The organism is Micromonospora sp. LOL_023, assembly GCF_048060115.1.
GTDB lineage: Bacteria > Actinomycetota > Actinomycetes > Mycobacteriales > Micromonosporaceae > Micromonospora_E.
On sequence record NZ_JBHMIM010000010.1, the window covers coordinates 15,102 to 36,042 of the forward strand.

The 20,941-nt window shown below is 66.1% G+C and carries 14 protein-coding genes; 4 read left to right on the forward strand and 10 right to left on the reverse strand.

Annotated features, from left to right (window positions below; genetic code table 11):
- Positions 1-33: 33 nt before the first annotated feature.
- From ACFHVL_RS07565 to ACFHVL_RS07585, 5 genes are all read right to left on the reverse strand, one after another.
- Entirely contained in the window at positions 34-549 is a 516-nt protein-coding gene (locus ACFHVL_RS07565; protein WP_416626482.1) for an SUKH-3 domain-containing protein, read from the reverse strand.
- Positions 539-2,593 (reverse strand): polymorphic toxin-type HINT domain-containing protein, encoded by a 2,055-nt coding sequence (locus ACFHVL_RS07570; protein WP_416626484.1) that lies wholly within the window; start codon positions 2,591-2,593, stop codon positions 539-541. The genes ACFHVL_RS07565 and ACFHVL_RS07570 overlap by 11 nt, the downstream gene beginning before the upstream one ends.
- Positions 2,594-2,595: 2 nt before the next feature.
- Positions 2,596-2,982, reverse strand: a complete 387-nt coding sequence (locus ACFHVL_RS07575) for a hypothetical protein (protein ID WP_416626485.1) — start codon at positions 2,980-2,982, stop codon at positions 2,596-2,598.
- A 314-nt stretch (positions 2,983-3,296) separates the two neighbouring features.
- Entirely contained in the window at positions 3,297-10,088 is a 6,792-nt protein-coding gene (locus ACFHVL_RS07580) for a polymorphic toxin-type HINT domain-containing protein (RefSeq protein WP_416626487.1), read from the reverse strand.
- A 61-nt stretch (positions 10,089-10,149) separates the two neighbouring features.
- Complete coding sequence (locus ACFHVL_RS07585; protein ID WP_416626489.1) at positions 10,150-14,334, reverse strand: LamG-like jellyroll fold domain-containing protein; 4,185 nt, start codon at positions 14,332-14,334, stop codon at positions 10,150-10,152.
- Between the two features lie 118 nt (positions 14,335-14,452).
- On the opposite strand from ACFHVL_RS07585, the gene ACFHVL_RS07590 reads away from it, so the two are divergent.
- The 4 genes from ACFHVL_RS07590 (at position 14,453) to ACFHVL_RS07605 (ending at position 16,731) form a co-directional block, all read left to right on the forward strand.
- Complete coding sequence (locus ACFHVL_RS07590) at positions 14,453-14,635, forward strand: hypothetical protein (RefSeq protein ID WP_416626490.1); 183 nt, start codon at positions 14,453-14,455, stop codon at positions 14,633-14,635.
- A 221-nt stretch (positions 14,636-14,856) separates the two neighbouring features.
- On the forward strand, positions 14,857-15,489 hold the full coding sequence (locus ACFHVL_RS07595; protein WP_416626491.1) for a hypothetical protein: 633 nt from the start codon (positions 14,857-14,859) through the stop codon (positions 15,487-15,489).
- 96 nt (positions 15,490-15,585) lie between these two features.
- Positions 15,586-15,741 (forward strand): hypothetical protein, encoded by a 156-nt coding sequence (locus tag ACFHVL_RS07600; protein WP_416626492.1) that lies wholly within the window; start codon positions 15,586-15,588, stop codon positions 15,739-15,741.
- A 372-nt stretch (positions 15,742-16,113) separates the two neighbouring features.
- Positions 16,114-16,731 carry a helix-turn-helix domain-containing protein gene (locus tag ACFHVL_RS07605; RefSeq protein WP_416626494.1) on the forward strand — a complete coding sequence of 206 codons (618 nt, stop codon included), beginning with the start codon at positions 16,114-16,116 and terminating at the stop codon, positions 16,729-16,731.
- A gap of 85 nt (positions 16,732-16,816) precedes the next feature.
- On the opposite strand, the gene ACFHVL_RS07610 is transcribed toward ACFHVL_RS07605, so the two are convergent.
- From ACFHVL_RS07610 to ACFHVL_RS07630, 5 genes are read right to left on the reverse strand one after another with little or no spacing between them, the layout of a single operon-like run.
- Positions 16,817-18,031: an alpha/beta hydrolase gene (locus ACFHVL_RS07610; RefSeq protein ID WP_416626496.1), complete on the reverse strand. Its 1,215-nt coding sequence runs from the start codon at positions 18,029-18,031 to the stop codon at positions 16,817-16,819.
- Positions 18,028-19,038, reverse strand: a complete 1,011-nt coding sequence (locus ACFHVL_RS07615; protein ID WP_416626498.1) for an LLM class flavin-dependent oxidoreductase — start codon at positions 19,036-19,038, stop codon at positions 18,028-18,030. The genes ACFHVL_RS07610 and ACFHVL_RS07615 overlap by 4 nt, the downstream gene beginning before the upstream one ends.
- A gap of 51 nt (positions 19,039-19,089) precedes the next feature.
- The gene (locus tag ACFHVL_RS07620) at positions 19,090-19,470 is read right to left on the reverse strand and encodes a TIGR04076 family protein (RefSeq protein WP_416626500.1); all 381 of its coding nucleotides are present in this window, start codon (positions 19,468-19,470) and stop codon (positions 19,090-19,092) included.
- Complete coding sequence (locus tag ACFHVL_RS07625; RefSeq protein ID WP_416626502.1) at positions 19,467-20,468, reverse strand: NADPH:quinone oxidoreductase family protein; 1,002 nt, start codon at positions 20,466-20,468, stop codon at positions 19,467-19,469. The genes ACFHVL_RS07620 and ACFHVL_RS07625 overlap by 4 nt, the downstream gene beginning before the upstream one ends.
- Complete coding sequence (locus ACFHVL_RS07630) at positions 20,465-20,917, reverse strand: nuclear transport factor 2 family protein (RefSeq protein WP_416626503.1); 453 nt, start codon at positions 20,915-20,917, stop codon at positions 20,465-20,467. The genes ACFHVL_RS07625 and ACFHVL_RS07630 overlap by 4 nt, the downstream gene beginning before the upstream one ends.
- Positions 20,918-20,941: the final 24 nt, after the last annotated feature.

The window sequence follows — 20,941 nt, forward strand, 5'->3', positions numbered from 1 at the left end:
AGGCCGGTCTTCCATCCAAATAGAACAATGCCTTTATTTCGGGGCAGGCCATCTGGGCTGGCCTTCCCGGGATCCGATACAGGTGAGGTCGGCCGACGCCCGCACGGCCAGGTCGAGTCCTCGCTCCAGACTGTCACCCAGCAACCAAATCAGGCCGGACGAATAGGCGACCATCCTCGCGGAGGCAGTTACGTATACGTACGAGTGACTCAGCCACCACGCCACTGGAAACACATCCTCGTTAACAACCGACTCCACTTCCGCCGCCTCAGACCGATGCCTCCGACCCACTCCGCCCGGATCTATTATCAATGACTCCGTGTTGGCGAAATTTGGTCCTTTGCTGTTGAGCGGCGCTATGAGCAGGCCTGAAAATGCTTCGAGGAAGGAGATCGCGAACGGATTAATCCGATAACCTTGTTCGACCAGCTCCGCGACGATCTCGTCCACGTCGACCTTCCTTCCCCAAAACCATCCGGACGCCTCGAGTGCGCCGACAAGCGGGAGTGGAAGCGCGGCGAAATCTAACGACTCGTCATTAGTTGACATTTACGAAAAGCCCTCCCAATGTGCGGGTACAAGCTCCGCAGGGGCGTGCGAGGTCACCATGCGCTCCCTTTGCAGTGTCGCTGACGTGTACCACTGTCATGTGGCCGCCACGGATAGCCGTTGACCCCTCCGCCGCATACGCCTTCGCCAGGCACTGCATTTCGGCGCAGCCGAGGTGCGGGTGATCAAACCCGGAAAGTTCATCTCTCATGGCATCTGGAATATTGGTTTGCGACTTGTTGTGCGCCCTGTATGTAGCACCACTCGGCGACGTGTACTCAGCGGCGAAGTCCGCTCCCCTGATCTCTCCCTCATCCGCCTTTTTCATAAGAGCGTTTGATGGATTGCAGTTGTGAACCAGCACCGGCGTGTTGTCGGCGAGTACATAGTACGTGTGGATGTCGGCGACGGTGAGGTTGTGGACCCGTGTCGCCTCGGTGCGGCGCTCCAGCGCGGTGATCTGGACCCAGGTGCCGGCAGAGGTCTGCAACCACTGCCCGACCTCAAGGTCTGCCGCGTCGACCCACTCCGACAGCTCCGGCACCCAGAACGGATGCCCGTCCGTAGCTGTGATCACCGACCGATCGCCACCGCCGGTGGCGACAGAAACGTCCACGAGCTCCTTGTCACCGTCACCAGTGATGACGGCCTCGACCCGTTTGGCCGCCGTCTCACCGGTCTCCGGATCCGTGGCGAGGACCTCCTCCCCCACCTCGAGATCCTCGATCGGCTTACTACCCCCGCCGGCCATCACCACCCGGGTGCCAGGCACGAAGCTGTTCGGAATTGGGCACGACGCACCCGCCAGGACCCGATCAGCCCACTTCGAATTGTCACGCCACTTCAACAACTGACGGCCGACCCGCGTCACCGCCGAGATGAACTTGTCGGCCTTCCGGATCAGCCCGACCGCCTTGGTCCACGGGATCAGATCCAGCAACGCCCACCCGCACGCCATCAAGTCACCGTCGATACACTTCATGATCTCCGTGATACCGAAGAGATCCAGAAGAAACTGGCCGCCCTCACGAACGACAATCTCGATGACACTTGTCTCTTTGATCTCCTTGGCCTTCGCGACATCATCATCACTCGGCCCCGTGTTCGAGCCAGCATTGGTATACGTCGGCGAAACCTTCACCCGCTGATCATCGATATCGTATCCACCACTGGGCTTCGGATACGCCTTCCAGTTTCCCTCATTGTCACCAGTGACGTAGAGACCAGACGGATCCGACAACGTCATCGGGCTGTTACTGGCATACGTGTAACCGTGCATCTGCTGCGAGTCGGTCACGTCCATGACCGGGTCCATCGACACGAACCGACCGATCCCCGGATCGTACTCACGGGCACCCAGATGGATCAGACCGGTCGGATCCTTGTCACCACCGACGAAGCCTTTCTGGTTCGGCCACGACGCCGGCACCGCACCCCGGGGCGTACCGAACGGCGTCTGCCGCCGCTGCTCCACCGCATGCGTCGTGGCGTTGATCGCCGTCTGATGAGTGCCCTGGTGATCCGCCACCAACCACACCAGACCGGCAGCCGTCCGCGACGCCACCACCTGACCACCATGCGCGTAGTAGCGCGTCACCTCACGCGTCCCGGTCGCCGTGGTGTACCGCACCTCCTGACCAGGCAGATACAACGTCTTGCCAGTGGCGTCCCGCCGGATCAACCGACTCCCATCAGCGTCGTACAGGTAACTCGTCGTCCCCGACGCATCCGTCGTCGACGCCAGACGCCCCTCCAGGTCCCACGTCAACGACTGTGACCCAGCCGAATCCGTCGGCCGGGTCAACGTGTTACCCATGTCGTCGTAGGTGTACGACCGCGTCGTCGACCCCGTCGTCGACGACGACAACCGATGCGCGTTCGACCCACCCCCAGCCGGGTAGGCGTACGTCGTCGTCACATCCCCGGACGACTTGTGATCGACCTGCTGCAACCGGTTGCCCACCACGTCGTACTGCCACGACAACCAGTACGGCGCAGGACCACCCAGCCCCGACGGGCAACAATGCGACAACGCTGAGGCCATGATTACATATTGGTATAAAGCCAAGGAACCGCACTGTGATTAGCAGCTTCATCCGTAATCACGACGCGCAAACCACACACAGATGACATCCACCGAGCAAAGTCCAGGACAGCCTCTCGATCCTCGGGCAATTCGGAGTCAGCTGGATCGAAGCAAAATTCGATTTCATCCACAGTAGACAAATGTCCGGATAGCCATATTCTTCCAGCCCGGACAACCAACTCGGTAGATAGAGAGCTAGCAGCGAGTCCCGCAAATATATCGGCAACCGGAAAGCCCCAAGCCGAGATCCTATTTCCGTTTTGAATTACATAGAATTCTGCCTCCCATTTTGATTTATCTAAAGCCGCCAGAAATCGTGACCACGTTTCAATGTCGCCGCCGATCACACACACATCTCTTAGGGATCCATCCACCGAGAAGATTCGGTCACTCCAGCTCACTGCTCACCTCGGTCATGAAATAAATCTACACACAGTGCAACGCGAACCGCCCACAAGAACCGGTGCATACGCCGACAATCGGCCCATCTACCGTAGCCTTACCAGCCCGAGAGACGGCTACTTTCGATGCACTGTGGCAGAGCACCATCCCCCAACGGTTTTGGCCCACCTTGTCCGGCGACCGAACCACCAAAAGCGTTGTCTTGCCGCCTGAAATTGGAACCGACCCAAGCCGCAGCCCGACCAAAAGAAGAGTTTGATCAGTAGGGGTCGAATACTCTAAAGCCCACAAATCGTTCAACCCCACCCTCCATCCCCCACCGCGCCCCAATTCCATTAGACATCTGAATATCCAAAAATGCGTCTCCATTCGCAGAGGTCGCCAGATTGCGTCTGGAATTGGGGTCAGTCAAGATTTCCTCAACTAGCGTCTGCCCGATCCAGTCGCGATCCGCAGGCGTCGTGTCGCCATATTTGTATCTTGCATGCTGTTGAGAACCGCGGTTCGGGGCTGCGTGCTTATCAATCGACCTACCGGCCGCTGAAGGGCCCGGGTTCCTCGCGCCCGGCTTGGAATTACGCATCAAGGCAAGATCATGCAACTCGTCCAGCGACCGATCCCCGATCCCGCAGTTGTGTACGAGGACAGGCGTGTCGCCAGCTACCACATAGTACGTGTGGATGTCGGCGACGGTGAGGTTGTGGACCCGTGTCGCCTCGGTGCGGCGCTCCAGCGCGGTGATCTGGACCCAGGTGCCGGCAGAGGTCTGCAACCACTGCCCGACCTCAAGGTCTGCCGCGTCGACCCACTCCGACAGCTCCGGCACCCAGAACGGATGCCCGTCCGTAGCTGTGATCACCGACCGATCGCCACCGCCGGTGGCGACAGAAACGTCCACGAGCTCCTTGTCACCGTCACCAGTGATGACGGCCTCGACCCGTTTGGCCGCCGTCTCACCGGTCTCCGGATCCGTGGCGAGGACCTCCTCCCCCACCTCGAGATCCTCGATCGGCTTACTACCCCCGCCGGCCATCACCACCCGGGTGCCAGGCACGAAGCTGTTCGGAATTGGGCACGACGCACCCGCCAGGACCCGATCAGCCCACTTCGAATTGTCACGCCACTTCAACAACTGACGGCCGACCCGCGTCACCGCCGAGATGAACTTGTCGGCCTTCCGGATCAGCCCGACCGCCTTGGTCCACGGGATCAGATCCAGCAACGCCCACCCGCACGCCATCAAGTCACCGTCGATACACTTCATGATCTCCGTGATACCGAAGAGATCCAGAAGAAACTGGCCGCCCTCACGAACGACAATCTCGATGACACTTGTCTCTTTGATCTCCTTGGCCTTCGCGACATCATCATCACTCGGCCCCGTGTTCGAGCCAGCATTGGTATACGTCGGCGAAACCTTCACCCGCTGATCATCGATATCGTATCCACCACTGGGCTTCGGATACGCCTTCCAGTTTCCCTCATTGTCACCAGTGACGTAGAGACCAGACGGATCCGACAACGTCATCGGGCTGTTACTGGCATACGTGTAACCGTGCATCTGCTGCGAGTCGGTCACGTCCATGACCGGGTCCATCGACACGAACCGACCGATCCCCGGATCGTACTCACGGGCACCCAGATGGATCAGACCGGTCGGATCCTTGTCACCACCGACGAAGCCTTTCTGGTTCGGCCACGACGCCGGCACCGCACCCCGGGGCGTACCGAACGGCGTCTGCCGCCGCTGCTCCACCGCATGCGTCGTGGCGTTGATCGCCGTCTGATGAGTGCCCTGGTGATCCGCCACCAACCACACCAGACCGGCAGCCGTCCGCGACGCCACCACCTGACCACCATGCGCGTAGTAGCGCGTCACCTCACGCGTCCCGGTCGCCGTGGTGTACCGCACCTCCTGACCAGGCAGATACAACGTCTTGCCAGTGGCGTCCCGCCGGATCAACCGACTCCCATCAGCGTCGTACAGGTAACTCGTCGTCCCCGACGCATCCGTCGTCGACGCCAGACGCCCCTCCAGGTCCCACGTCAACGACTGTGACCCAGCCGAATCCGTCGGCCGGGTCAACGTGTTACCCATGTCGTCGTAGGTGTACGACCGCGTCGTCGACCCCGTCGTCGACGACGACAACCGATGCGCGTTCGACCCACCCCCAGCCGGGTAGGCGTACGTCGTCGTCACATCCCCGGACGACTTGTGATCGACCTGCTGCAACCGGTTGCCCACCACGTCGTACTGCCACGACAACCAGTACGGCGCAGGACCACCCAGCCCAGACGTCGAAGGCGCCGCACCACAGTTGCCGTTCGACGGGGTCCACGCCGATGTCAGCCGCCGCATGTGGTCGTGGCTGAAACACTGATTGTCGTTACTGACCAGGTCAGCGGCCTTCGTGATGTTGCCGCTGTGGTCGTAGGTGTACCGCACGTCGGACACCGTGTAGGGCGCAGCCGTGTCCCGACCCACATAGCTCTGCGTCAGCCGCCCGGTGTCGAGTTCGTAGTCGTAGGCCAGCTCCGTCTTGTGGCCGACAGTGTTGCACGAGCTATAGCACAGTTCATGCTCATCGGTCCACCCCAGCGCGTTGTAGGAAGACGAGTGCACGTACGTGTATGTGTTCAGCCCGTACGTCGTCGTCAGCTTCGTCGGCTGGCCGAGCGAGTTGTAGTTGTAGTGCAGCGTCTCGGTCGGCAGATCCGTGGCGGCCGGTGCCACGAAGGTGCTCGCCGACAGACTGCCGTCAACGTTGTACGCGTACGCGTACTCGTACTCACCGGCGAGGCCCGTCTCGGCCGTCGGAATGGTGTACTTCTGCCCTGTCGGCTGGTATTCGTTGGTGTATCCCGTCACCTCGGTCTTGTAGGTGTGGGTGTTCGAACCGAGCTTTCTCACCGAGTAGCTAAGCATGCCCTTGGCTACGGTGTCGTAGACCCAGTTCGCCCGGGCGATACCGGCCGGGAACTCCTCGTACACCGCCGTTTTGCGATCGAGCTCGTCGTAGGTGAAGGCAAGGACGGCGAACCGGGAGTCGACCGTGGTGGTCAGCCGACCGCCATCGTCGTAGTCGTAGTACATCGTGCCGCGGTCCGGGTCGGTCTCGCTGACCTTGCGGCCCCGGACGTCGTACGTGTAGGTCCACTCGTTGCCCGCCGGGTCGGTGACCTTCGTCATCTGCCCCTTGGCGTTGTGCGTGTAGAGCGTCCGGCTGCCGGTGGTCCAGGCGGCGGTCCGTGGGTAGTCCCACATCTCCACGGTCCGACCCCGCGCGTCGGTGACGGTGGCCTTGCCGGTGCCGCCCAGCGGTGGGGTGACGTTGGTCCGGTCGCCAGCGTAGGTGTAGCTGGTGCGCCAGCGCTCGGCGTTGTACGGCTCGAATACCTCAGCGGCGACCCGGCCGGCCCCGTCGAAGACGGTACGGTGCTGCTGCGGCACGTCCATCGGCTCGACCGGCACCACCAGGTTGGTCGATGGCGCTGCCGAGTTGTAGTAGCTGCCGTAGGTTTTCTTCGCTCGGCCGAGCGTGTCGTAGAACGTGTTGGTCAGGATGCGACCGCCAGCCTCACTCGGCGACGGGGACTGCGTCTGCACCTGGCGCAGCAGTCCGTCGTAGAGGGTGTGGCTGGTGACGTAGAGACCGGCGTGGTTCAGCGTGTTCGAGGTGACCGAGGACGGCTGGCTGGAGCTGATGTTGTAGGAGTAGGTGGCTGTCGCGCTGTCCGTTCCCTTTACCCGGCCCGGCCGCCACACCCCGGTCAGCCGGCCCAGCGGGTCGTAGCCGACCTCGGTGATCTTGTTGTTCGGGTCGACCACCTTGGTCACCGATCCCCAGGCGGGATTCAGGGTGTTCGTGGTGGCGTGGCCGAGCGGGTTGGTCACGGTGGTGGCCGTGACCAGTCCGTTTGTCAACGAGTACGCGGTTGTCGTGGTGTTGTTGTTGGCATTGGTCACCGACGTGACCCGGCCGGCGGTGTCGTAGCCGCTGGCCGAGGCCAGGACGAAGCTCGGGCTACCGGCGTTCCATGCCGACATCTCCTCGGTTCGGGTCACGGTGCCACGCACCGGTGCAGTGCCGTGCGCGGTCGCCCCGTCGAAGAACGTTCGCACGTCGGAGACGACTTGGTGGTCACCGAGGTTGTTCGGATTTGTCGCTGCGGCGCAGGCAACTGCGAAGGTCCGCTCCCGGTGGACTCGATCCACGATCCACGCACTCGTGTTGCGGTTGCCGTACTCCCGTTTGATACACCGCTCGTCGCCGGAAACCCCGTCGTGGCCGAGGTCGTCGACCTGGACAGCCATCCCGTAGGCGTCGTAGGTGGTGTTGACCCGGGTCACCCGGTCTGGCCTGCCTGCGTCGAGCGCGGTGCGCGATCGGACCGACCCGACGCGGGTGTACCGGGCGGTGACGGTGTCGCCGTTGAGCGTGCGGGTCGCGGTCGCCGCCGATGCCCACGGGTCACTGATCTCGCCGGAGACCTCCGGACCGCTGACACCGTTGTAGGTGATCGTCTCCCGGACCATCCCGGCGAACCAGTTCTCGTCCGGCCAGCTCCCGCCCTTGGAGTCGACGACATTGACGGTACGGGTACCGCTGGGCTGCCGATCACCGTGCATGCCACGGAAGTACCGGGTCTCGGTGTATGCCCGGACATCGTCACTGTTGGGATCGCCGAGGGTGACGCCGACGCGGCCGTACCCTCGCCAGTCGGACCAGGTCTTCAGCTCGGGTTTGATCAACCCGTCGTCGTCGGTGTGATGCCAGGCACCGCCATCAAGGTACGAGTAGCGGTACAACACCTGAGGGTTGCCCGCCACGTCGTCGACCTCACGAAGCTCGTCGACGACGTACTTATGGAACCAATCGGTGATCGGAGCGCTCTGCCCGGGCGGCGTCCATCGGACCGGATAACACCGTTTGGTGTTGTTGTGCACGGCCGGCTTGGCACCACCTGCGGCACAGTCCCGTTCAGAGTAGGTGACAGCGATGGCGCCACCGGTTTCCGTGTCGATCCGGACGATACGGAACCATGCCATGGCCTCGATGTCGTCGATGCCGTCGACCCGGTTGTCCATCGACAGACCGGTGAACGTGATGTCGGGCATCGTGACAGCGCCGCCGACCAGGCCCTGGTGGGAGATCTTCGTCAACCACAGCGCGGCGTGGGTGGTATCGCCAGGGTCGGGGAAGCTGTGCGTCAGCGTCCAGCGGTCGACATTGCTGTAGCCGGAGCCACTACGCGTCTGGGTGGTGATCGAGGCCAGTCTCTTCGTGGTCCAGAAGGTCGGGCTGTAGACAGCACAGGAGGTGCTCGAGGTGCATTCCTGGTCCCAAGGGGTGTCCGGCCATCGGAGAGCGTCGCGGGTCGCACAGTTGGCGAGGCAACGGTCAGCGACTGCGAAGACCACCTTTGCCGGGGCCGTGCCGGCGAGTGCCCCGTCGACACCTGAGGTCTGCCGGGTTCCGTAGACGATCTCGTTGAGGTGGCCGCCTCGGGTGTACTCCACCGCGTTGGTGGCTGTGTTGTTGCGGCCGTAGCGGTTGAGTTCGCGGCCGTACCAGTAGGACATCGAGTTGCCGTGTGGGTCGATGACGTAGTCGAGGTTCCACCGCCATGCCTGCTGGCAGGAGGACGCCGCGAACGTCGTGGCCCGGCACGGCTCGTTGAGGTGGTTGCCGAACACCGGCGCGGTCCAGGTCGAGTTCGTGACCGGGTTGTTCGTCGTCCAGCCGGGCAGCTTGTGCCGTCCGAACCAGTACTGAGTGCCCTCGGCGGTGGTGACTACCCAGTGTTCGCCAACATCTCCATTCGCACCGGGAGTCCCGCTGTCACCATTGTCTGCTCCGATCTTGCGTTCGATCCGGGATCCGTCCTCGGAACGCAGATGCCATCGGCCGTCGGTGGGGTTGTAGAGCAGCTCACCGCTGGTCCCGTTGAGGTTCAGGATCGCGTTGTCGGTTGCCCAGCACAGATCGCCGGTTGCGGTCGTATTGTTCGCGCCTGCGCCCATGTCGTCGGCGCACGGCTTGTACCGGCGCTCGATGTAACCGCCAGGCCAGCCCTCGAAGCCGCCGCCGACCCAGGACGGCTGGTTGTTGGCGGCGGCGTGCCGGCCGTCGACCGCTTGGGAGCTGTAGCTGAGCCCGACCACCGGTTGCGGACCACCCGGTGCAGGGGGCACGCGCAGCGGATAGCTCCAGGTGAACGCACCCGAGTTGCCACCAGCTGTCCAGGTCGACGACGGCTGTAGCGAGGTGGCACCGAAGTCTCCGGCGGCACCTGCCGTGCTGGCCGCAAGCATCAGCAACGCACCGGAGCCGGCGGTCGCGGAGAGATCGACCTCCGCAGACACCTCGAATACAGTGACATCGTTGCGCGATGGCAGCGGCTGTGCGGAGCACTGCGGTTCATCCGGTGTGGTGAGCGCGCACTCGGGCAGTAGGGACAGGCGCAGTCGGCTGGCCCAACCGCCTCCGTATGCGGTGCGGAAGGCTGAATAGTCGACGGTGACCGTGTTAGCTCCCGCATCGGCCGTGCTCGCGCGACCGGCGGTGATCGGCGCGACCCGCAACAGGACGCTGTGAGCGTTGACCCGTTCGGTGACTGTGCGGTCGAGAACCTCGACACGAACCTGATCGACGGCAGGATTGTCCGTGTCCGCGTGACCGACCCTGATCGGCAGCCCGCCGGGCTCAGCCGCTGTCTCAGGTGCGCCCCGGCGGGTTGTCGCCATGGGCAGGGAAATTTCAGCGTCGGCGGCTCGCGGCCAGACCGGTGCCGGTGCTGCCGCTGCCGTCGGACTGGTCTCGGTCGTCCGCTGTCCCGGCTGAGACGTCCGGCTCTGCACCGGCTCGACCGTGACGCTGTCTACAGGTGCCGGCTCGGGTCGCTGTTCGCCGGCAAGCGGCGCGGCCTGTGCGGGCACCTGGCCCAGCCCGAGGACCAGCACCGTCGCGGTGACGGCCGCAGTGAGCAGCCTGCCACGCCGGCTGGGGCGTCGCAGTTTCGGGTACGCCGACGTACGTGGACGCTTCACCGGTTGACCTCCGAGGCCGGGACGACGCAAACGACAGACCTGACGTGGCTGAATCGCTGGTTCAACTTGTCACCGGCTGGAACAGCACACCGTGACCGCTGACGATTACCGGGTGGTGGTAGGAATACTGGACAGCCACGGTGCCGCCGGCGTTTTCCACGCCGGTCGTCGCGTAGCCACCCTGCTCGTAGAAGTTGACGTCGATGTCGTCCCAGACGATCTCGATGTCACCGTTCTCGTGGAGGATCGTGGCGAAGCTGACCCTCGCTGACGAATCGTTGAGGCTCACGACGTTCCGCCATTCGATCACGAATCGTCGGTTCGGGGCAGAGCCGATCGTCTCGGTCCGCACGGAGGCCGCCTGGTCCACTACCCAGTCGTGCCAGAACGGATAGACAGTGGCGTCCGGCCGACCGACCGCAGCAGGCTGGGGGATCGGATTCGGGTCCCAGGCATGGCCGTTCGGCGCTTCGAAGCTGACGACACCGTCGTTCTGCACCCAGGCAGTGGTGAACTGCTGACCGTACAGCGTGACCGGGAAGGGCAAGTTCTGGATCTGATGGATGCCGTCATCCCCGGTCAGGGGCAGCACGGCACCGTTGGCGGGCACGTAGGCACGCGGGCCGTCGGTGACGGCGTACCTGGTGCCGGTTGAGTTCTGCAACGCAAAGTCGACGATGGATGTGTCGTTGCCGAACACGGTGACCGGTTCTGCGGAGGTGCCGTAGCAGGCACCGCTGGCGGGGGTAGCCAGGACCGTGTAGGAGCCGCCGGGGAGTCCGGCGAAGGTGAATCGACCGTCGGCGTCCGTCGCCGTGCTCTCGCCGGCGACAGTGACCGTCACATCGCTCGCTGGCACGCCAGCACATTCGACGGTGCCTCGGACGTCTCCGATCGGTTCCGGGCCGGCCGTGAACCTGACACCTTCTCCACTGCGCAGCACCGCCTCGTGGAAGGAGTGGACCAGCGCCACGCTGCCGTCGGTGTTCTCGATCGCCACTGCGCCCTGCGCCCCTTGGGCTCGGGGCGTAGCGCCGATCCCGTCCCAGGCGACGACGATGTCGCCGCTCTCATGGAAAATCACTTCGAAGCTGACCCGGACGGTGGGTTCCGCCTCGCTGCGGACGTTTCGCCATTCGATGACGAAGCGGCGGTTCGGGGCCGAGCCGATGGTATCGGTCCGTACGGACGCGCTGGAGTCCACCACCCAGTCGTCCCAGAAGGGGTAGACGGCGCCATTGGGCTCGTTTCCTGCCGCAGGTGAGGGCAGTGGCATGGACTGCCACGGCACCCCTGCGTAGTTCTGGAACGATGCGACACCGTCGATGTCGACCCAGATGGTCGTGTACTGCTGGCCGTAGAACTCGATCGGGAACGGAGAGGTGACCTGGGTCCGGCCGTCGTCGCCGGTCAACGGAAGCACGGTGCCGTTGGCTGGCACAAAGGTCACAGGTTCAGATCGACAGGCGTTACCGACGGCATCCGTGAGTGGCTGCAGTGGCAGGTCGATCTCCGCCTGGTCGTAGAGGTCGACTTCGACGTCGAGCAGCCGTCCGCAGTTGCTGCCCGACTCGGCCGACACCGTGTACACGCCCTGTTCGACGTGGGGGAACTCGTAGTTGCCGGCGGGGTCGGCGGTGACGGTGATGCCTGCGGGCTCAAGCGTGACGATCGCGCCCGGATCGGGATCCCCGGTGACCGCATCGGTGACGGTGCCCGCGAGATCGAACGCCTGGATGGGGTTGCCGACCAGCGGAGTGAGGAAGACAACCGCCTGGCTGTCCGCGAGTGTCGGCGAACTGAACGAGTACTCCAACCCTGAGTTGCCCCCCGGGCTCTCGATCCCCACAGTCGCGCTCTCGCCACGCTCCGCCGGACTCGACTGATCGATGCCACTGTAGTTCAGAATAATTCGTCCTGATTCGAACAGCGTCACTTTAGCATTGATCCGCTGCGAGGCGTTGCCCGCAAGGTGGACGTTTCGCCACTCGATCGAGTGTTGCCGAATGGGAGGGATCCCTACCGTTCCGGTGTGGACGCTGGCAGACCCGTCGACCACGATGTCGTCCCAGAATGCAGCAATCATCGCATTTGGCTGGGCAGGTGACGGGATGTTCACCGAATCTCCGGGATGTGATCCGACCGGGTCAACGAAAGTCACAATCCCATTCGTGTCGACCCACGCCGTGGAATAGCTGTTGCCGTAGAAGGGAAAAGCAAACGGTAGACCGACCTGGCTGACAGCATCATCGCCGGCCAGTGCGATCGCGGAACCGTTGGCGGGTGTATACGTCTGGGTGACGACCTGACACCCGTAGCCGTACGCATCGGTCACCGGGTCCAGCCGTAGTTCGATCACCGTCGCGTTCAGGATCTCGATCTCTGTGCTGGCCGCCAAGCCACATCCACCGCCGACACTTGCGGCAACCAGATAGTCGCCTGGCGTAAGACCAGGAAAGGAGAACGCACCGCCTGCGTCGGTTGTTGCCGATAGGCCAACCGGCTCCAGCCGGACCGCCACACCGACGGCCGGCTGCTCTGTGGTGTTGTCGACGACTGTGCCTGTCAGGCCGGCAGCGGCCATGACTTCGATCGCAGCCGATTGAGACAGACCGTTGGCACCGGTAGCGGTATTGCGACCTGCGGCGAAGACCCGCAGCTCACCCACGCTGACCGCGGTGATGTTCACCGTCGCCGTTCCACCGGGCGTCGTCGGGGTGGCGCTGAGGTCGAGCGTGTCGGTGCCGACGCTGTAGCGGAATTGCGTGACGTTGACGTCTCCGCCGGCGTCGAAGCGCACCTGGACCTGATCGCCAACCGTGGCTGTGGCACCGCCGGGAAAGGTGACCTGCGGCGACAACGGCCGCGCCATCTGCTGAATCTCGGCGACGGGGACCGCGTAGTTGTAGATGCGGACGTCGTCGATCGCGCCCTTGAAGTACGAGTCGTTGACCCCACCATAACGTCGTCGGCCGACGGTCCACGGACCGGTGCCGTGGAAACCAGCGGTCAGCGTCGCGGTGTTGGGCTGCAAGACTCCGTCGACGTATAGCCGCAGTTGCTTCGTAGACACGTCGTACACCCCGGCGAGGTGGGTCCAACGGCCGGCGGTGGCCGTGGCGGTCGAATGCACTGTTGCGAGGCTGGTCGTCGCGGTGTCGGAGTTCGCCATGGCGAAGCGCCAGTTGTTGCTGCCGGGAATGTGGCTGATCGCAAACGGCGAACTGCTCGTGCTGTCCATCCCAATGACCGCCTGTTGATCAGGCCCAACCGTGCTGTTCAGGCGGGCCCATGCGGCGACGGTAAAAGTCGAATCGGTGCGAACGGTCAGCGGAGCCCCGGTTTGCGGGTGTGGCGTCTGCACCCCGTTGGCGCGATAGGCATGTGCGTTGGCGGCCGCCAGTGACAGCGCGGTGCCGACGCCGCCCCGGCCAGTTGTGCTGGTCGCGCCGCTAAGGGTGAGCGTGTTGCCGTGCCCGGTGTCGTCCGAGCCGACCACCGACACATCGTCGAACACCCACTGGGCGGCCGGCCCATTTCCGCTGGCCACCTTGAACTGATACGTGACCATGCTGGAGAACCAGCCGGCCCGATCGGTCGACCACACCCGCAAGGTGTTGAGGCCGTCCCTCGGCGGCACGATGGTGACGGTAGCAGCGCCACCGCTGCTGGGAGTCACCCGAGGCGCGGCAGCCGCTTGGACCCCGCTGTCCAGTGTATAGGCGTAACCGGTGACGTCTGTGGCACCGCTCGTCGGCGGCTTAATGGTGATGGAGCCGGCGATGCCGACGCCACCCGAGCCGGGAAGGTTCGGATTGCCTGGGTTGTAGGTCGGATAGGCCACTGAACTGATGCTGGCGGGCGGGTTCGGTGGGATCAGGTCGGCCATGAACTCGCACTCACCGGACCAGCGGCCGTCGCCGACATCGTCCCAGATGTGGGCCTGCACGGTGTAGATCTGGCTGTCCTGGAGTTGCTTGCCGGCCGGAATAGATGCGGTGTTCACCGTGGCAGGGTTCGCCGAGGTGCCTTCCCGGTAGTCGTTGTCGACCCGTGACTGGCCGTTCTTCCACCAGTAGAAGCGGGTACGAAGCGACTGCTGACCGCCGTCAGGGTCACTGACCCGCGCGGAAAAGGCCGGGGTCGGGGTCGTCACGTACGGACGGCCGCTGCCGGACACACAGGTCTTGCCCGCTACCTTGAGATCAGTCGGAGCGTTGGGGCGGGTGTTGTACTCGATCGCCAACGCAGCGTCGTTCTTGTAGCGCTTCCAGGAGTACTTGTCGTTCTCGTTCGCGGCCCGCAGACCCAGGTAGATCATGCCGGTGCCGGCGTTGGACAGCTGCTGAACCCGACTGGCTATGTTGAACTCGATCTTCTTGGGCCCGCAGGAGTTGCCGTACCGGCGGATAGCGTCGGAGGTGGCAAGCGTCGACTTCCAGCCAGAGCCGGAGGTGTTCCATGCCCAGTTCCAGGTGGTGGAGGAGCCAAATGACTGCACCTCGCGCAGATGGGTACGGCGGACCGGGCTGTTGTTGCCGCAGTAGGCGCCGGTCCACTGCTGGGTGAGCGAGAAGACCGCTCGGTTGATCCGCTTGTACTTGACCCGGGAGATGTCCATGGCGAACAGCGATCGGTCACGGTACGTCGGACCATCGAAGTCATTGAACCCGGCCCGCATGACACCGTAGGTGCCGTCGCCGTTGCTGATCGATGACGCCTTGTAGTACGACGTCGAGGGATGGGACTGGCGCAGCACGGTCCAGGAGTGCCGGGTCCCGGAGGTCTTGGTCCAGGTGGGATCGATGTAGACGGGGTAGACGGTAGCTGGATCGGCGAGCATCTCGGCGTCCGGGGTCAGGGTAAGCTTGCCGGACGAGACGGCGGCGGTGACCTTGGCCTGCCGAGGCTCGATCGCGCCATCCGGCGGGCCAGCCGGGCTCCCCGGGGTCTTGCCTTCTTCGGCTCGTACACCACCGCGGCCAGGGTCTTCCGGCTGCCCGCCGGCCGTGTCGACGGCACCGCGCGAGTCCCACATCACCGGTGTCGGGCCATCGATAACGACCTCGCCGGCATCGTCTACCACCGAAACCTGGCCGGTCTGTTCGTCGACTTCCAAGGCGGCACCGTCCAGGTCGGCTCCGAACTCGATCTGGTCGAGTTCCGGGTTGTCGGCAGCCTTGGGCGAGCGGATGACAAGGAGATGGGTGAATGCGTCGACGTCGGCCCGCACCTGAAGGTCCACACCGGGCAGCACGTTCGGGTACGTCGCTGTGTTGCCGTCGACGGCCGGCTCGGGCAGATCGCCCGGCCAGTGCAAAGCCACGGAACCATCACCTGCCCGCATGCTGGCGAAGGCATCGTCGGCGCCGCCACCGGAGAAGCTGACGTCGAGCGTTGACGCGGTCGGTACGATGCTCCCGTCGGAGCGGCGGCGCAGCGTCGGATCGACCGGCGTCCAGCCGCCGCTGCCCTGGCGAATCCACTGTGGCCTGAGATGTTCGGTACGCACCAGCGTGCCGTCGGGCCGGGCGTAGGTACGGCTGTGCTCTGTCCGGACACCACCGGCCTCGACAATCTCGCCGCTGCGCTGCGCTGCTCGCACGGCACCCGCCTCGTCAAGTGTCGCGGCGGTGGTTACCGGTGGCGTTGACGCGGACTCGGACGGGATACGTGGCACGGCCGCAGCAACTGAGGGCGGCGACAACAGCGTTGCCGCCAACACGAGCACTGTAGTACCGAGAACCATCCGCCGCAGCGGCGGCACCTGAACCTGCTCAGCGTCGACAGGCGAGACTGGAACGGCCACCGCTCAACCCCCGTGGTCGATCAATGTGAGGCGTACACACAGTAGCGGCACACCTACAACAAGAGTCAATGGCGAACCTGAAATTTCTCCAGGCAACTTTCAGCTGGCCGGCCTGCCGGATCTCAGGGTTCCGGTTGGGGCGGTTAGTTCGATACCATCAAACAAGAATCGGCGCGGCCCGGCGGGCGGTCCGCACCACCGCAATGGGAGGTCCGGGTGCGCAGGTCTGATCGCGTCGTCGCCGACGGCGACGTACGCCAGGATCTGGTCGGTGCCCGGATGCGCCAGTTCCGCAAGGAGCAGGGGTTGACCCTGCGCGGCCTGGCCAGCCGGGCGAACCTGTCGATCGGGTTCCTGTCCCAGGTCGAGCGGGGTGTCTCCTCGATCGGGCTGACCGCGCTCAACGGCGTCGCCGCCGCCCTGGACCGCCCGGTGGCCGAGTTCTTCAGCGAGGAGCCTGCCGCGACGGCCGAGGACCCGCAGGGCAACCTGCCGGTGCACTTCACCCTCACCCGGGCCGACAACGGCGCGACCGAGTACGTCTCCGGCCAGCAGACCTACCGGATGCTGTCGGACCGTGGCCCGAACCTGGTGCTGGAGCCGATGCTGGTGCACATCGCGCCAGGGGGCCGCCGCGACGAGGCGTACGGGCACGCCGGCGAGGAGTTCGCCTACGTGGTCCGGGGCGAGCTGCTGTACGAGGTCGACGGGGTGGAGCACCGGCTGCACCCGGGCGACAGCCTGCACCTGCGGTCGAACACCCCGCACCGGCTCTACAACGACACCGACGAGGTGACCACCGTGGTCTCGGTGGTCACCCCCCGGCTGTTCTGAGCGCACCGAAGTTGCCCACTACTGGGCAAGTGTTCACTGTCACCTAATAATTCCGGGCAGACCCAGCCCACCCGGAACGTGCAGGTCAGCGGCCGAGTCGCCGGTCCACCTCGGTCATCGTGGCCGACCAGATCGGCGCGGCCGGGTCGATCACCGAGAAGTGGTCGCCGGGCTGCTCCAACCAGCCCGGATCCTCGCCGGCGGCTCGGGCCGCCGCCACGTACCGACGGTTGAAGTCGATCAGGTCCAGGTCGTCACCGGCCCCCTGCACGATCAGCTGTGGCACGCCGATTGGCAGCCGGTCCAGCGGATCCGACGCGGCGTACACCTGCGGGATCGTGTCGCGACCACCGCCGAGCGCGGCGGCGACCGCGCCGGTGCCGACCTGGCGCCGTTCGCCTTCGGTCAGGTCGAGCACCCCGGCCAACGACACCGCGAGCGCCACCCCGACACCACCGCCACCCGCACCGACACCACCACCGCCTACGGCCGCAGCAGCACCGCCACCAACGCCGGTGCTGGCGGCAGCGGCCGCTGTGTCTGCGGCCAGTCGTAGCGCCAACTGTCCACCGGCCGAATGGCCGAACACCGCGACCCGGTCCAGGTCCAGCGATCCGGCCGGCACCGCGTCGCCGGTCAGCTCCGGCAGGTTGGCCAGCACCGCCAACCCGGTCGCCACATCGGCGGTGGTGGCCGGCCAGCCGTGCCGGTCCGGCCGACGGTACTCCAGGTTCCACGCCGCAAAGCCCCGGTCGGCCAGGTCGATGGCGAGCGCGTCCATCAGGTCCGCCGCCCAGATCGACCGCCAGAAGCCGCCGTGCAGCAGCACCGCCACCGGCACGCGATCACCTGCCGCTGGGGGCAGCCGCAGCTCACCCCACTGCTCCGGATCCGGACCGTATGCCACGCGCAGCGCCGGTCGGCGCTGCCGGTGCACCGCGTGCCGGATCGCCCAGGCCAGCCCCCACACGCCACGGCCGTACAGGTGGACCGCCGCCGGATCGGTCGGCTGCGGACCGGTGACCTCGGGGTCGTAGTGGACGGTGCGGGCGGCCCAGTCGCCGCCCGCGGCCAGCAGCGAGCGCACCGCCGGGTCCGGGCCGGGCAGCAGCACCACGGCGCGGCCGGCGATCCCGGCGACATCGGAGAGCAGTTGCCGCACCTGGCCGGCGTCGGCCGCGGCCACGAAGTCACCGGTCACGCCGAGACCGGCCGCCTCGCCGACCACCAGGCCGTGCAGCAGGTGCGGGTCGACGTCCAGCCCCGGGCCGGCGACCACGAGTACACTATCGACGGTCATCGGGCAACCTCTCTGCGCAACAGTGGCAGCACCGCGCCGCCGAGCAACTCGACCCCACGGTCGTCGGTGAGCCCGTGCGGGGTGCCGAACTCGACCCGGCGCACCCCGGCGTCGATCAGTGTCTGCGCCTGGGCGGCCACCTGCACCGGGGTGCCGGAGAAGGCGAACCGGTCCAGCAGGTCGTCACCGACCAGCCGGCCCGCGTCGACGTCGCGGCCGGCCGCCACCAACGATTTGACCTGCGCCAGCAGTTCGTCAGGCACGGTGACGGTCGGATCCAGGTCGGCGACGACCGCCAGGTACATCGCCACCTCGGTGCGGGCCTTCGCGCGGGCCGCTTCGCCGTCGGTGTCCACCACGGTCACCGCGCCGAGCACGATGCCGATGTCGTCGACGGAGCGGCCGGCGGCGTCGGCGCCGGGGCGCATCCGGTCGCGGATCACCGGCACCATGTCCGGGTTGGCGCTACCGCCGACCTTGATCTCGTCGGCGATCCGGCCGGCGAGAGCGGCACCGCGCGGGCCCCAGGTGCCGAGCAGCAGCGGCGGGTCCGGGCGCTGTACGGCGTACCGCAGGGTGGTGTCCGGGGCGAGCCGGAACACCTTGCCGTCGAAGCCGGTGGTGTCGCCGCGCAGCAGCCGGTAGACGACCTCGGCGGCCTCGGCGAGCACGGTGAGCGGGCGCGGCTGCTCGATACCGACCGCACCGAGCCAGGTGCCCCGGGCCAGGCCGAGGTAGGCCCGCCCGTGCGAGGCCAGGTCGAGGGCGGCGAGCTGACCGGCGATCTCGTACGGGGCCATCGAGTACGGGTTCAGGCAGGCCGCCCCGAGCCGGACCCGCCCGGTGGCGGCGGCCATCTCCAGCAGCGGGAAGATCGGCGGCTGGTACATCAGGTCACCGAAGACGGTGAGCACGTCGAAGCCGTACGCCTCGGCGGCGCGGGCCAGCCGGGCGTAGTCGCCGGCGCGTTTGTCGCTCTGCAGGCCGAGTCCGATTTCGACAGCCACGCGAACCTCCGATGGATCAGGGCCCGATCAGGCGGGCCAGGCCAGGTGAGGTCAGGTCAGGTCGGCGGAGTTCATCCGCCGTTTGCAGGTCCGCTCGACCCGCATGACCAGGCGCTCCTCCGGATCCGGGCAGATGAACAGGGTGTCTCGCTCCAGCCAGTCCCCCGGCGGCATGTCGCGCTGCTTGGCGGCCAGGAACGGCAGCACCGAGGCGAGCGCGTACACGCAGAAGTGTTTGCCGGCCGGGATCTTCAGGTGCGCGCTGTCGGTCAGCTCGAAGTGGTCGCCGACGGCCATCCCGCAGACCGAGCGGCCTTCGATCCGATCGACGCTGACCCGCAGGTCGTAGACCTCCATGTCGCCGCCTCCGACGACTTCGGCGCCGCCGTCGGCGCCGTCGGCGCCGTCGGCGTCGGCAGAGTGCTCGCTCATGTTTGCTCCCTCGGGTCGATCCGGACGATGATCTTGCCGGTGGTGCGTCGGTCGGCCAGGTCGGCGAGCGCGGCCGGGGTGCCGGCCAGGTCGACGATCCGGTTGACCGGGGGCCGGACCGCGCCGGCCGCGACCAGGTCGAAGATCCGCTGGTACGCCTGGGCGACCGCGTCGGGGCGGGTCCACGGGTACGTCGAGCCCCAGGAGAGCCCGATCAGGGTGGCATTGCCGGCGATCAGCCGCATCGGGTCCACCGGTGGCGGGTTGCCGCCAGCGGCGCCGACCGCCACCAGCCGGCCTTCGAAGGCGAGGCAGTCCAGCGAGCGGGTGAACACGTCGCCGCCGACCGGGTCGACGATCACGTCCGCGCCGGTGCCGCCGGTGGCGTCGCGCACCGCGTCGACGAAGTCGTCGGCCAGGTAGTCGATGGCGACGTCGGCGCCGTTGTCGCGGCACAGCGCGGTCTTCGCCGGCCCGCCGGCGGTGCAGATCACCCGGGCGCCCCGGGCGGCGGCCAGCTGGGTGGCGGCGATGCCGACGCCACCGGCTCCGGCGTGCACCAGCACCGTCTCTCCAGCTTGCACGTTCGCACGGTCCAGGGCGAACCAGGCGGTCTGGTAGGTGACCGGGATGGCGGCGGCCACGACCGGGTCGAGGTCGACCGGACGCGGTACGGCGAGCGCGGCGGCGACGGTGACGGTCTCACCGAGCGCGCCGTGTGGCAGCGCCGGGCAGGCCACCACGTCGGTGTCGGCGAGGGCCTCGGCGCCGGCACCGGTGGCGACGACCCGGCCGGCGAGTTCGACGCCGGGGGTGAACGGTGGTTCGGGGCGCACCGGGTAGCTGCCCCGGCAGAGCATCACATCGAGGAAGTTCAGTCCGACAGCGGCGACCGCGATCCGTACCTGGCCGGGGCCGGGTGGCGGGTCGTCGGGCAGGTCGGCGACGGTGAGCACCTGGTCGGGTTTGCCGTACCCGGTGGCGATCAGGCGTCTCATGCCGGGCTGCCCGCCGGCTGCGGTGCGGTGCCGGCCGGCCGCGGGGCCGGGTCGGCCGGTTCCCGGACCAGCTCGCAGTGGTGGTGCACGATGCGCCACCCGTCGGCGGTGCGGCGTAGCACGTCGGTGACCCGGCTGTGCTCGGCCGGTCCGCCGCCGGCCGGCACCGCGACCAACACGTAGCGGGCCAGCGCGGTGTCGCCCCACACGTCGACCCGCAGTTCCTGCGGCGCGAGCCGGTCCAACTGCGGTCGGGCCCCGGCGGAGTCGCGCTGCGCGCGGTAGGCGTCCAGCTGGTCGCGGGTGCGCAGCGGCCCCGGCAGGTGCGTCTCCCAGGTGGTGAGCTCGGCGTGCAGGTGCTGGTCGAAGCGGGCCCGGTCGCCGGCCAGGAACGCGTCGTACATGTCGTCGATGCCGGCGGCGATCTCGGCGGTATCCAGGTTGGACATGTCACTGCTCCTCACGTCGGTCAC

Bases quoted from the DNA above. Each gene is read 5' to 3' on its own strand.
- ACFHVL_RS07565 (WP_416626482.1), bottom strand. From the start codon at position 549: ATGTCAACTAATGACGAGTCGTTAGATTTCGCCGCGCTTCCACTCCCG.
- ACFHVL_RS07570 (WP_416626484.1), bottom strand. From the start codon at position 2,593: ATGGCCTCAGCGTTGTCGCATTGTTGCCCGTCGGGGCTGGGTGGTCCT.
- ACFHVL_RS07600 (WP_416626492.1), top strand. From the start codon at position 15,586: ATGTTCGGTACGCACCAGCGTGCCGTCGGGCCGGGCGTAGGTACGGCT.
- ACFHVL_RS07610 (WP_416626496.1), bottom strand. From the start codon at position 18,031: ATGACCGTCGATAGTGTACTCGTGGTCGCCGGCCCGGGGCTGGACGTC.
- ACFHVL_RS07620 (WP_416626500.1), bottom strand. From the start codon at position 19,470: ATGAGCGAGCACTCTGCCGACGCCGACGGCGCCGACGGCGCCGACGGC.
- ACFHVL_RS07625 (WP_416626502.1), bottom strand. From the start codon at position 20,468: ATGAGACGCCTGATCGCCACCGGGTACGGCAAACCCGACCAGGTGCTC.
- ACFHVL_RS07630 (WP_416626503.1), bottom strand. From the start codon at position 20,917: ATGTCCAACCTGGATACCGCCGAGATCGCCGCCGGCATCGACGACATG.